Origin of the sequence: Anaerotruncus colihominis (assembly GCF_010206195.1) — a bacterium.
GTDB classification, from domain to species: domain Bacteria; phylum Bacillota; class Clostridia; order Oscillospirales; family Ruminococcaceae; genus Anaerotruncus; species Anaerotruncus colihominis_A.
Genome location: NZ_VIQT01000019.1, coordinates 67655 through 80410, shown reverse-complemented (window position 1 = coordinate 80410; position 12756 = coordinate 67655). Strand labels below are relative to the sequence as shown.

Here is a 12756-nt window from a genome sequence, read left to right as displayed (position 1 = left end):
GCTATGAAACAAGTACATGCACCGAACCGTTTGATTGCGCTGCTGCTGGCTGTGACCATGCTCCTGTCGGCCGCGGCGTGCACAGGCCATGAGGATTCTCCGGATACAGGCAGCTCAACGCCGCAGGATACATCGCCGGCAGGCGTACCTGTATTTGTCAACCCGCTTCCGGACGCCGATCTGTCTGCGATTGCAGAGCCTAAAAAGCCGGAGGGCGATCTGCTCGAAAAGCTTAACACCGCCTACAACCAAAATAACGAGGTCGTTGGCTGGCTCAGTGTGACGGACACAACGATGGACGATCCGGTTATGTTCTGTGAGAATGATATCAATACACAGACCGATCCGGATCCGGAGAACAGAAACTTTTATCAGCGCCGCGATATCAACAAGCAGTACGATTGGTACGGCTCTTATTGGGTTGATTATGAGTGCAAGCTCGGCGACCGCAACGAGCTTTCGCGCAACACGATCATCTATGGCCACAGTATGGACGACGACCCGGAAGGGCTGAAAATGTCGCAGCTTAAAAAGTATAATGATATTGAGTGGGCCAAAAAGCATCCGTATATCTATTTCTCGACCGCTGAGGATGAAATGGTATGGAAGGTATTTTCCGTTGCTACGGTTGATACAAACCTTGCCTACAATCATCCCGACCTGTCCGACGCTGATTTTATGAAACTGATTGCAGAGCTGAAGGACCGTTCCGCTTATGACATCGATGTGGATGTCAAATCGACCGACAAGATCCTGTTGATCTCCACCTGTACATACCCGACAAACTACACGAACGTCCAGCTTGACGAGAGCACAAAATATCTGATCGTCGCGCGCCTGCTGCGCCCCGGCGAGGAGGAGACGGCTACCGCTGAGATGACCGTCAACCAGGACGTGAAAAAGCCGCAGTACAATTTCTGATCCACGCGCTCTTATAAGATCGGTATGGGTAAAATAAAAAAGCAGGCCGCGCTCTGGCGCGGCCTGCTTTTTTATTTAGCGGCGGATATTGCGGCCCTTTGGAGTATGGCCGGTCCGCGGCGCTTTCGGCCGTCTGCCTGTTTTGTCCGGGACGGGCGCGGCGCAGGCCAGCCCGAAGAAGGCGAACAGGTCCGTGCGGCCGGCACGGCGCAGCGCTGTTTCAACCAGGCGGCGGTTTTCGGGCTTATAGTATTGCAGCAGCGCGCGCTGAAGCTTTTTGTCATCCGGGGCGCGCGGTACAAAAACCTCTTTGAGCGTGTAAGGGTCGAGACCAGTGTAGAACATACAGGTCGAGATGCTGCCAGGCGTGGGATAAAAGTCCTGTACCTGCTCCGGACGGATGCGGTGTTTTTTGAGGAACACCGCCAGATTGACCGCGTCACGCAGTGTCGAGCCCGGATGCGAGGAAATCAGATAGGGGACGAGATACTGTTCCTTGCCGATCTGTTTGGTCAGGCGGTAAAAGCGGTTGGCGAACCGCTCGTAAACCTCGATGTGCGGTTTTCCCATGCAGTCGAGTACATGCGCGCTGCAATGCTCCGGCGCGACCTTGAGCTGACCGCTTACATGGTGCTCAAGCAGTTCGCGCATAAAAGTGTCGTCCTTCTCAAGCATCATATAGTCGTAACGCAGGCCGGAACGCACAAATACGCGGCGGACGCCTGGAATCTCCCGCAGCTCGCGCAGGATGGAGAGGTATTCCCCATGGTCGGCGCGCAGCGCCGGGCACGGCGCCGGCGCAAGGCATTTGCGGCCGGCGCAAAGCCCTTTTGTGAGCTGCTTTTGACAGGAGGGGTGACGGAAGTTGGCCGACGGGCCGCCAACGTCGCTGATAATGCCTTTAAAGCGCGGATTTTTGACAAAGCGTTTGGCCTCCGCGACGACAGATTCATGGCTGCGGCAGGTGACGGCGCGCCCCTGATGAAAGGCGATGGAACAGAAGTTGCAGCCGCCGAAGCAGCCGCGGTTGTGCATAATTGAAAATTCGACCTCCTTGATCGCGTCGACACCGCCCTGCGCCTCATAGGAGGGATGATACATACGCTCGAAGGGCAGGGCGAACACGGCGTCAAGCTCCTCGGTTGTGAGCGGCGGCATTGGCTCGGTCTGGACAAGAAATACATCGTCGGCCTGCTTTTGAATGATTTTGCGTCCGCGCACAGCGTCCTGTTCATCCATAAGCGTGCGCGTCGCTTTGGCGAAAGAGAGTTTATTGTCGCGCACCTTGGCGTAAGAAGCGACTGATACGGCGTCGGTGGGCAGATCAAGCTGATTTGTGAGATAACAGACGCCGCGGCAGCGAATCGCGCGCGCCGGCACACCGTCCGCGAGGGCGCGCGCAATCAGCTCCGTCTGCTTTTCACCCATGCCGTAAATGAGCAGATCAGCGCCGCTGTCCACAAGGATAGAGGGCATGACCGTGTCGGACCAGTAGTCGTAGTGCGCGAAACGGCGCATGGAGGATTCAAGCCCGCCGGTCACAATCTGCGCGTCTGGATACAGCGCGCGGATTTTGCGGCAGTAAACGGTCGCCGCACGGTCGGGACGACGGCCCGCGCGGCCGCCGGGCGTGTAGGCGTCGTCCGACCGGCGCCGTTTGGCGGCCGTGTAATGCGCGACCATGGAATCGATGTTGCCGCCTGTCACCCACCAGCCGTATTTTGGCGCGCCAAAACGCATATAGTCATTGTCCGTGACAGGCTGCGCGATCATAGCGACCTTATAGCCGAGCGATTCCAGCAGGCGCGATACAATGGCAATCCCAAAGCTTGGATGATCGACATATGCATCGCCGGTTACACAGATGAAATCGGCCTGCTCCCAGCCGCGCGCCTGCATTTCCTGCGGCGTCAGGGGTAAAAACATAAACGTCCTCCTTAAAAAAACGGCCGCCGCGTATGCGGCGGCCCTGCCTGTATATCGCCGGGAGATTTATTCCTGGCGGTTCAGCTTCATTTCAGCCCAGCGTTCCGGTGAAATAAGTACCTGACGCGGCTTGCTGCCCTCGAACGGGCCAACAATGCCGCGCGATTCCATCTCGTCGACAATCCGTGCGGCGCGCGCATAGCCGAGCTTGAGGCGTCGCTGCAAAAGCGAAGTCGACGCCATACCGGCTTCCACGACGCATTCAATCGCGGGCATGAGCATTTCATCCTCGCTGCTGTCGGAATCAGCGTTTTCAGAGGCCGCGCCGCCGCCCTTGGAGCCTTTCCCGGCGACAACATGGCTGTCGATCTCCTGGACGATTGATTCGTCATATGCGGCGGACGAATCGTTTTTGATAAACGATACGACGCTTTCGATCTCCTCATCGGTGACAAAGCAGCCCTGCACACGGATCGGCTTGGGCGCGCCGACCGGGCTGAACAGCATATCGCCCCGGCCGAGCAGTTTTTCCGCGCCGCCCATGTCGAGAATGGTGCGTGAGTCAACCTGTGACGACACGGCAAAGGCGATGCGCGAGGGGATATTCGCTTTGATGACGCCGGTGATGACATCGACGGAGGGACGCTGCGTCGCGATGATCAGATGCATCCCGGCGGCGCGCGCCATCTGCGCCAGACGGCAGATATAATCCTCAATTTCATTCGGCGCAGCCATCATCAAATCAGCCAGCTCGTCGATGATGATGACAACCTGCGGCATTTTTTCCATACCCTCGGTGCGCTCGGCGAGGTGGTTGAACGATTTCAGATCGCGCACGGAATGATCGGCAAACAGCTTATAACGCTTGAGCATCTCAGTAACAGCCCATGACAGCGCTCCGGCGGCCTTTTTCGGATCGGTGACGACTGGAACGAGCAGCTGCGGAATGCCGTTATAGACGCCAAGCTCAACGACCTTCGGATCAATCATCAAAAAACGGACTTCGTCGGGCGTCGAATTAAAGAGCAGGGAAATGATGACCGAATTGATACACACCGATTTTCCGGAGCCGGTCGAGCCGGCGATCAGCAGATGCGGCATTTTGCCGATATCGGCTATCGTTACATTGCCCGCGATATCGCGGCCAAGCGCGACAGACAGCTTGCTTTTCGCCTCGGAAAATTCGCGCGCATCAAGGATTTCACGGATGGAAACGGCGCTGACGACCTTATTGGGCACCTCGATGCCGACGGCGGCCTTGTTGGGAATCGGCGCTTCGATGCGCACGCCCGCCGAGGCGAGATTGAGGGCGATGTCGTCGGCAAGACCTGTGATCCGGCTGATTTTGACTCCGGCCGATGGCTGAAGCTCATACCGCGTGACTGCTGGACCGCGCGAAATATCAACGATGCGCGTCTGCACGCCGAACGACGCGAGCGTATCGACGAGACGCTGCGCATTTGCCTTCATCTCCTCTGTGACATCCGATTCGCTCGTGCGGCGCGCCTCATGAAGCAAAGAGAGCGGCGGTTTGCGATAGGCGGGCGGCGCGGGCGGCGGCGCTGCCTCGGCGGGAGGGGCCGGGGCATGCTCCTGTTCCTGCCCCGGCTCGTCCCATGGGGCAGTCTCCGGGGACGGGTCCTCAGGCATGGCGTCCAGTTCATCCGGCGGATCGTCGAGAATCGGCGGCAGATTGATTGCAGTGCCGGATACAGCGTCATTGTGCGGTTCTTCCGGCATGGTGAAGCTGTCAAAGGAGGGCGTTTCTTCGGCGGAGAAGGAGAAGCGCCCCGTATCAGTCGCGGCCCTTGTCACAAGCTCATCGATCGACGGCTCCGGAGCGGCGACAAACTGCATCGCCTCGTCGGCCGTCATCAGGGAAAATCCGGCTTCCCGGGCCGGGTCAAACGGTTCGTCCAGCGGGATATCGATCGAAGGCTTTGGATGGTGCGGCGCATCCGCGCGCGCCGCCGCTGCCGGAGCCGCAGGCTCCGGGGCCGCTTCTGCGGCCGGCTCCGGCTGGGCCGGAGTCAGCGCGGCGCCCGTGCGATCCTCGCTCTCAAGCGGGATATCAATGCGCGCCGGCCTGCGCTGGCGCGCCGGTTTTGGCGGCGCGGCCGCGCGGGCGGCGCGCCGCTGCTCCTGGCGCTCCATCTGGTCGGCGTATGTCTCGCCGATCTTCTGCACGGGCTTATGCGCCGCCCGGACGATGCCAATCAGCGTGCCGCCGGTCGTCAGCATCAGGAACACGAAGATCAGAAGCACGATGATAATGCCCGCGCCGATCTTACCGCAGAACTTGAGCAGCGGCACGCCGAACAGAGCGCCGGCCAGGCCGCCGCTTTTGACGTCAATGCCCGCTACAATGCATTCAACAAGGATCTCAAGGATATTTTCATCAGCGGACTGGGGCATACCCATCACAAAGATCTGGAGCGCCGCGCAGAAGAACAGGATTAAAAACCCGCCCATCCAGGCGCGCCCCTTGACAGGCTTGTCCATCGTAAGCAGAGCCGCTATGTAGATCAGCAGAACGCACACAAAGATTGCGCCCCAGCCAAACAGGCCAAACAGGGCGTTGTGAAGCCAATTCCAGACGCTGGCGCCGGGAATGAGCGTAAGCGCGCCGGCCAGCACGCCGGTTGCAAACAGGATCACAGCCTGCATCTGACGTCTGGCGCGCTTTTGAGCGGCATTGTGTTTGCGCGCGGCGGCGCTGCCGCCTTTGCCGCGCGAACCGGATTTTGGTTTTGTTGCCATGATAACCTCCTCAAACACGGGCTGCCGGCAGATCAGGCGTTTTGCCGGCAGCCGAAAGGGTAGAAAGCCGGCTTGGACTCAGCCGATCAAAAACTGCTGAATCGCATGGCCGGTAAAATTGTCAATTGTTCCAATGATGAGTACAGCCGCGCCAAGCGCAAGCGTATACCAGCCGAAATAACGCAGCTTATTGCCCTTGACGACCCATTGAACCAGCTTGATGGCCAGCACGCCGAATATCGCGGAGCTGATCAGGCCGGTCAGGATCACGGGCAGCGGGAGCGTCATCCCTTCGGAAACGGCGTCAGGAATTTCAAGCACAATCGCACCGAGCACGGCGGGAATGCCAAGGATAAAGGAATAAGATACAGCGAATTCACGGCGCAGCCCCCACAGCATACCGGTGCAGATTGTTGAGCCGGAACGCGAAATACCCGGCATCGTCGCCACAACCTGCGCCACACCGATGGCGACCGCATCCTTCGCTTTCATATTGGAAGCGTCCTTGCGTCCGCGGTCGTGACGCGAGGCGCAGGTTAGCAGGATGCCGGTGAACAGGAAACAGAGTCCCTCTACTGTGACATCATTATCCGTGGAAAATGCGGAGATCCAGTCCTTGAGCAGCACCATCAAAAACAACGGGCAGACCGACAACAGCAAAAACAGAAGCATACGCCGCTCGGGACGCATATCGCGTGTGGAAAAGCGACGTGAAAAAAGATCGCCGATCAGAGAAAACGCTTCGGTGATCAGGCTGACGATCGTCCGCCAGAATACGATACATACAGCAATCAGCGTACCGGCGTGCAGCAGGATGGAAAAGACAAAGCCGGTTTCGCTGTTGTTGCCGGTGAAATACTGAAACAGGGATAGATGTCCTGAACTGGAAACAGGCAGAAACTCTGTAAGTCCCTGAATCAAACCTTGGAAGAACGCTTCAAAAACACTCATAATCGGGCTCCTTATGTATGGGGCGCCGCAGGCGTCCCGTCATTTCTGCTTTCCGATACGCCCGCCGGGGGCATAACGCGGATCAAGATACAGCTTTGGATCGGTGGAAATCAGCCGTGAGACAGTAAAGATTCCATTCATATTTACGCCCTGTATAAAGTTGTTATGCATACGGCGGCATTCGCTGCCCTGGGGCGCGTCGCCAGGAAAGATCTGTTCGGGCGGAATAATCGTATGCAGGATCATTTAACATCCCCCTCGATCATCTCATAAAGTGCTGCAATGACATCGGAGACGCCGCCGAGCGAATCGATCAGCCCTTCGTCCACTGCCGCCTGTCCATCGAGTACAGTACCTACATCCATGACCAGCTCATCCTTGTTCATCATAAGCTGCCGGAAGCGTTCAGGCGAAATGCGTGAGTTATCTGTTACAAATTTGACGATGCGCTCCTGCATACGGTCAAAATATGAGAGCGTCTGCGGCACGCCGAGTACAAGCCCGTTCATGCGCACCGGATGGACGGTCATTGTAGCGGACGGCACAATGAAACTGCGCCGCGCCGATACGGCGAGCGGTACGCCGATGGAATGGCCGCCGCCGAGCACAAGCGAAACGGTCGGTTTGCGCATCCCGGAGAGCAGCTCCGCGATTGCAAGCCCCGCCTCGACATCGCCGCCGACGGTGTTGAGAATGACGACCAGCCCTTCGATTTCAGGATCCTGTTCCACAGCGAGAAGCTGCGGGATTACATGCTCATATTTGGTTGTCTTGTTCTGTGCGGGCAAAATATAATGCCCCTCAATCTGGCCGATGATGGTCAGGCAGTGGATGACGTGTTTGCCCTTGCTGGCGGTGACGCCGCCGATCTGAATGATTTGATCGGTCTGCTCGGGCGAGCCGGTTTCAAATTCGTCAGGAGCGTCCTGCGGCGTATCCGGCTGGCTGTTGTCAAGCTTTTTCAAATCGTTTCCCCTCCCTATCAGACTGGTAACGATTCTAGCATTGACAAATCTTCGCCCGTTATGCCTTGCGCAGAAAGAAGCGGCCCGCTGACGAAGCAGGCCGCCCGCGCCATGGTCCTGTCTGTAATATGATACCACAGCAGCAAGCCCTTGCGGACTTGCCTGCCGCTTTGCGGCAGTAAAACCGGCAAAGCCGGTTTTAGCTGTGGTGTAACATATGCGGCCTGCTGCTTTGCAGCGTTTGCCCTGCGCATATTATAGCATCTTTGCCCTTGACGGACAAGAGCCAACACACTCCGCCGGAGATTGAAATCAGAACAGGCGGTCCGGCTTTTGCGCCGTCAACCCGCCTGCATGGCGCGCGCAATGGCGGCAAACTGCTCCATGGAGAGCTGTTCCGCCCGCGCGCCGCACGGCACGCCGGCGCGCGTGAGCAGCGCGGCCGTATCGTCCTTAGGCAGGCCGAGACCGCCCGCAAGGCAGTTGAGCAGCGTCTTGCGACGCATGGAAAAGGCCGCGCGCACCACCTTGAAAAAAACAGCGGGTTCGCCCGCATCGACAGCCGGCGCACTGCGGATATCCAGGCGGATCACGGCGGAATCGACATCCGGAGAAGGAAGAAACGAGCCGCGTGAAACAGCGAAAAGCATATGCGGCTCGCTAAAGTAGCGCACCGCGACCGACACGGCGCCTACGCCGCGTGTACCAGGCGGCGCACAAAGCCGCTGCGCGGCTTCTTTTTGGACCATGACCGTGACCGATTGGACGGGCAGGCGTTGTTCGAGCAGCGCCATGATAACCGGCGATGTGATATAATAGGGCAGGTTCGCGCAGACGACGACATCCAGCCCGGCAAACTGTTCGGCGATCAATGTATGCAAATCCACCTGCAAAACATCGGCGTTGATGATTTTTATATTGTCAAGACCGGCGAGCGTTTCTGCAAGGACCGGTAAAAGGCGCGCATCGATTTCCACGCAGACAACGCGGTCGGCGCGGCGCGCAAGCTCGGCGGTCAGCACACCGACGCCCGCGCCAATCTCCAGGACGCCAACGCCCGGCCGCGCGCCGCCCTGCTCGGCCATGCGCGGGCAAACGGTTGGATTAATCAGAAAGTTCTGTCCAAGTGCCTTGGAAAATGTGAAACCATGCCGCCCAAGCACATCGCGGATCACGCCGATATTGGTCAGGTTGTCCATTGCAGTCGGTCCCCTTTCTATATGAGACGCCGTAAAAAACAGTTGCGCCATACATGAAAACAGCGTAAAATAGGAAAAACAGCAGAAAGCCATTTGCTTATTATAAAGGATGTGGAGAAAGATGACAAGACGGGACAAGATCAATTATTACCTCGATATCGCTGAAACCGTCGCGGAGAGGGGAACCTGCCTGCGCCGCAATTTTGGCGCAATCATCGTTAACAACGACCAGATTGTTTCAACAGGTTACGTCGGCGCGCCGCGCGGCCGTGAAAATTGCTCTGATATGGGCTACTGCACGCGCGAGCGGCTCAAGGTCCCGCGCGGCGAGCGGTATGAGCTGTGCCGTTCCGTACACGCTGAAATGAATGCGATCATTCACGCCGCGCGCAGCGAAATGCTTGGCGCGACACTCTATCTTGTCGGACGCGAGGTTTCTGATGGAAGTTATGTGAAAAATGCGTGCCCCTGTTCCATGTGCACGCGCCTGATTATCAATGCCGGTATAGCGACGGTGATTGTGCGCGACGACAGGGAACATTACAGGATCCTGGATGTTTCGTCGGAGTGGATCGAGAACGACGAATCGCTGCACGGTATGTCCAATTATTGAGGGACGCGGATGGAACAACGACAAAATACGCCCCGGATTGCTCCAACGGCGCATGTTGCGCCGGGCGCAGTCGTTTTGGGAGATGTGACGCTCAAAGGACATGCGTCTATTTGGTATAACGCCGTTGTACGCGGCGATGTCGAGCGCATTGAAATCGGTGCGGGCACAAATATCCAGGACTGCGCCGTTATCCATGCGGACAGCGGTTTTCCGGCCGTGATTGGCAGCGGCGTCACCGTAGGTCACGGAGCGATTGTGCACGGCTGCCAAATCGGGGACGGCACGCTGATTGGCATGGGCGCGATTATTCTCAACGGCGCGAAAATCGGCCGCGGCTGTATAATCGGAGCCGGTGCGCTTGTCACACAGGGCGCCGTCATTCCGGACGGTATGCTCGCGCTCGGCAGCCCCGCGCGTGCACGCCGCCCGCTTACGCAGGAGGAGATAAAAGCCAACGCCGATTCCGCCAGGCATTATGTCGCGCTTTCAAAACGATTGTAAAAACAGAGGGACCGGGTCATCCGGTCCCTCTGTTTTATAGTGCCCAATCAATCTGTATTTTCTGTTTCCGGATACGCCTCGTTGATTTGATAGGACAGGGTCATGAGACTATCGCCCAGATGGACGTTTTCAACGATCACGCCTTCAAAATCGAGCGACAGATCGTAATGGGAAAAGTTCCAAAAACAGTTGACGCCCAGTTCCATCAGGCGCTGCGTCGTCTCAAAGGCGACCTCCTTGGGGATACACAGCACGGCAGCGCGCGGCATGTGTGCGCGGCAGAAGTCCTCAAGTCCCGCAGCGTCGCGAACGACAAGATCGCGGATCGTCTGACCGACGATATGCGGACTGTTGTCAAAAATTCCGATCAGCCGGAAGCCGCTGCTTTCAAAATCCATGTGGCGCGCAATGGTGCGCCCAAGGTTGCCCGCGCCGATCAAAATCATTGGCATATGGCGGCCCAGCCCCATGATATTACCGATTTCCTTATGCAGCGCAGCCACATTATAGCCATAACCCTGCTGCCCAAACCCGCCGAAGCAGTTTAAATCCTGACGAATCTGGGATGCGGTAAGCTGCATCATCTGGGCAAGCTCCCGCGAGGAGATACGGGTGACATCGCGGTTTAGCAGCTCTCCAAGAAAGCGGTAATATCGTGGCAGCCGCTTGATTACAGACAATGAAACGCCTTCACGCTTGGGCAATCAGAATCACCTTCCTTTCGCGTCCTGACGGCGTATATACAGACCCGCACATATCAGGCCGCGCGCAAAACACAGCCGTTTTTTACAGGCGCGCGACCGTATCCATAACATAATTGCCGAATTCCTCACAGGTACAGCCGGTATCACGCCCCGTGACGGCCATCTTCTTTTCCTCATACATACAGATATCGAGCGCGCGCTCGAGCTTGTCGGCCTGCTCCTGATACCCGATGTGGCTGAGCAGCAGAACGGATGCGCGCAGCATGGAACAGGGGTCGGCGTATTGGCCGCGGCCTTCCGAAATCATCCGCGGCGCCGAGCCATGAATCGCCTCAAACATCGCGTAGCGTTTGCCGATATTGGCGCTGCCGGCCGTGCCGACGCCGCCCTGAAATTCAGCCGCTTCGTCGGTGATGATATCGCCGTACAGATTTGGAAGAACAAACACCTGAAAGTCGCGGCGGCGTTTCTGGTCAATCAGCTTGGCCGTCGTGATATCTATGTACCAGTCGTCTGTTGTGATCTCCGGATATTCCGCTCCGATCTGCTGACAGAGCTTGAGGAATTTACCGTCGGTCGTTTTAATGATGTTGGCCTTTGTGATGATCGAAACACGGTTTTTATGATTTTTGCGCGCGTAATCATATGCCAGACGTGCGATTCGCTCGGTGCCTTCGGTCGTGGTGACGACAAAATCAAACGCCAGTTCATCGTCGATATTGACGCCGCGTGAACCGACCGCATAACCGCCCTCGGTATTCTCGCGGAAGAAGGTCCAGTCGATACCCTCGCCCGGCACCTTGACAGGGCGCACGTTTGCGAACAGATCAAGCTCCTTGCGCATAGCCACGTTTGCCGATTCAACATTCGGCCAGGGATCTCCGGCGCGCGGCGTTGTGGTGGGACCCTTTAAAATCACATGACACTTCTTCAGCTCGGCGAGCACGTCGTCCGGGATGGCCTTGCGCTGCGCCGCGCGGTTTTCGATTGTCAGGCCGTCGATCGTGCGAAATTCGATCCTGCCGCTTTTTACGTCGCCGGCAAGCAGATGCCGCAGCACGCGCGCCGCTTCGTTTGTGATGATGGGACCGATGCCGTCGCCGCCGCAGACGCCGACGATGATCTTGTCAAGACTTTTGTAATCTGTAAATTCCTTTTCAGCTTTGATCCGTTCGTTGCGCTCGAGCTGCATCTGCACAAGCGCCGCGAATTTTTCAGCAGCTTCTTTGATTTTCTGTTCCAATTGCATTTCCCCCTGTTGGTTTATTGAACAAACAGCTTATTATGACATTTTATAACAGCTAGTATCAATTGTCAATCAATAGGGGAAATTTGCCTGCCCGCATCAGGTGAGAAATAAACCGGCGTCCATACAGACTGCCGCCATTTCCCGCATGGCGCCCTGTGCGGCGGCCAGACGGCGGCCGACGGTCGAGGGATGAACGCCAAGCTGCCGCGCGATGGCGCTGCGGCTTTGCTTTTCGAAAAAATACAGCTCTACAACCGTGCGCTGTTTCTTTGGCAGACAGCGCACCGCGCTGCGGGCAAAGCGCGCGTACCGCGCGCGCATGGCTGAGTTGTCGCCGCCGGCCTCCTCCCACAGTGAGCCTGCAAAGTCCGCGGGAAAAAAGCCTTCCCCGGACCGTTCAGACAAGGCGGCCCCCCCTTTCGCCCGGCTCATAATAATGAAGCAGATAGGCGCGTACAGCGCGCAGGTCGGTCAGCTCGGCGCGCATTGTTTCAATGCGGCGCTGGAGCGAAAAGGCCTCGTCTCCGCGCGCTGTTTTAAGGAGCGCGCGCAGTTCCGCGAGACGCTTGGAAAGGGCGTCCGCCGCCGTGCGGTACTCCTCGGATAAGCTGATCAAATGCATAAAATCCCCCTTTTTGCATGTTTGGACATCTTTTTCTTTCCGGGGCAATGCCCCTCTTATCTCCAAAGTAACATGCAAAAAGACGCACGGCAACGAAAGCGGCTCACGCCGCTGAAAGTGGAATGACGCGCGCAACCAACTGTTCATTTAATGGGACTATATGCAGCGGATGTAACGGGATGGGCGCAAGCCTGGCCCGCCGTTCGCGGCGCAGCCTGTAAAAATGCCGGGAGCTACCCCGCCGTTCGCGGCGCAGCCTGTAAAAATGCCGGGAGCTACCCCGCTGTTCGCGGCGCAGCCTGTAAAAATGCCGGGAGCTACCCTGCTGTTCGCGGCGCAGCCTGT

Annotated in this window: 13 protein-coding genes; 3 read left to right on the top strand and 10 right to left on the bottom strand. The window is 57.5% G+C overall.

Going from position 1 to position 12756, the window contains the following annotated elements:
- Nucleotides 1–3 precede the first annotated feature (3 nt).
- Entirely contained in the window at nt 4–921 is a 918-nt protein-coding gene (locus FMM72_RS13335) for a class B sortase (protein WP_162221695.1), read from the top strand.
- Between the two features lie 75 nt (nt 922–996).
- Here the strand turns inward: FMM72_RS13335 and FMM72_RS13330 are convergent, their stop codons facing one another.
- The 6 genes from FMM72_RS13330 to rsmA form a co-directional block, all read right to left on the bottom strand.
- Nucleotides 997–2847 (bottom strand): YgiQ family radical SAM protein, encoded by a 1851-nt coding sequence (locus FMM72_RS13330; protein ID WP_160208813.1) that lies wholly within the window; start codon nt 2845–2847, stop codon nt 997–999.
- A 66-nt stretch (nt 2848–2913) separates the two neighbouring features.
- The gene (locus FMM72_RS13325; protein WP_243157815.1) at nt 2914–5607 is read right to left on the bottom strand and encodes an FtsK/SpoIIIE family DNA translocase; all 2694 of its coding nucleotides are present in this window, start codon (nt 5605–5607) and stop codon (nt 2914–2916) included.
- Nucleotides 5608–5685: 78 nt separating this feature from the next.
- Complete coding sequence (locus tag FMM72_RS13320; protein ID WP_160208814.1) at nt 5686–6558, bottom strand: undecaprenyl-diphosphate phosphatase; 873 nt, start codon at nt 6556–6558, stop codon at nt 5686–5688.
- Nucleotides 6559–6597: 39 nt separating this feature from the next.
- Nucleotides 6598–6804: a YlzJ-like family protein gene (locus FMM72_RS13315; protein ID WP_160208815.1), complete on the bottom strand. Its 207-nt coding sequence runs from the start codon at nt 6802–6804 to the stop codon at nt 6598–6600.
- Entirely contained in the window at nt 6801–7523 is a 723-nt protein-coding gene (locus FMM72_RS13310; protein WP_160208816.1) for a ClpP family protease, read from the bottom strand. Before FMM72_RS13310 ends, FMM72_RS13315 begins: the two co-directional genes overlap by 4 nt.
- Nucleotides 7524–7864: 341 nt before the next feature.
- Entirely contained in the window at nt 7865–8722 is an 858-nt protein-coding gene (gene rsmA, locus FMM72_RS13305; RefSeq protein WP_162221694.1) for a 16S rRNA (adenine(1518)-N(6)/adenine(1519)-N(6))-dimethyltransferase RsmA, read from the bottom strand.
- Between the two features lie 121 nt (nt 8723–8843).
- Between rsmA and FMM72_RS13300 the strand changes: the two genes are divergently transcribed.
- Both FMM72_RS13300 and FMM72_RS13295 read left to right on the top strand, forming a co-directional pair.
- Nucleotides 8844–9335 (top strand): deoxycytidylate deaminase, encoded by a 492-nt coding sequence (locus tag FMM72_RS13300; RefSeq protein ID WP_160208818.1) that lies wholly within the window; start codon nt 8844–8846, stop codon nt 9333–9335.
- Nucleotides 9336–9344: 9 nt separating this feature from the next.
- Nucleotides 9345–9836 (top strand): gamma carbonic anhydrase family protein, encoded by a 492-nt coding sequence (locus FMM72_RS13295; protein WP_162221693.1) that lies wholly within the window; start codon nt 9345–9347, stop codon nt 9834–9836.
- 47 nt (nt 9837–9883) lie between these two features.
- On the opposite strand, the gene FMM72_RS13290 is transcribed toward FMM72_RS13295, so the two are convergent.
- The 4 genes from FMM72_RS13290 to FMM72_RS13275 form a co-directional block, all read right to left on the bottom strand.
- A complete protein-coding gene (locus tag FMM72_RS13290; protein ID WP_162221692.1) occupies nt 9884–10540 on the bottom strand; it encodes a redox-sensing transcriptional repressor Rex in 657 nt (218 codons plus the stop codon).
- An 82-nt stretch (nt 10541–10622) separates the two neighbouring features.
- Nucleotides 10623–11789 (bottom strand): isocitrate/isopropylmalate family dehydrogenase, encoded by a 1167-nt coding sequence (locus FMM72_RS13285; RefSeq protein ID WP_162221691.1) that lies wholly within the window; start codon nt 11787–11789, stop codon nt 10623–10625.
- Nucleotides 11790–11885: 96 nt separating this feature from the next.
- Entirely contained in the window at nt 11886–12194 is a 309-nt protein-coding gene (locus FMM72_RS13280) for an RNA polymerase sigma factor (RefSeq protein WP_162221690.1), read from the bottom strand.
- Nucleotides 12187–12411 carry a hypothetical protein gene (locus FMM72_RS13275; protein WP_160208838.1) on the bottom strand — a complete coding sequence of 75 codons (225 nt, stop codon included), beginning with the start codon at nt 12409–12411 and terminating at the stop codon, nt 12187–12189. The genes FMM72_RS13280 and FMM72_RS13275 overlap by 8 nt, the downstream gene beginning before the upstream one ends.
- Nucleotides 12412–12756 lie beyond the last annotated feature (345 nt).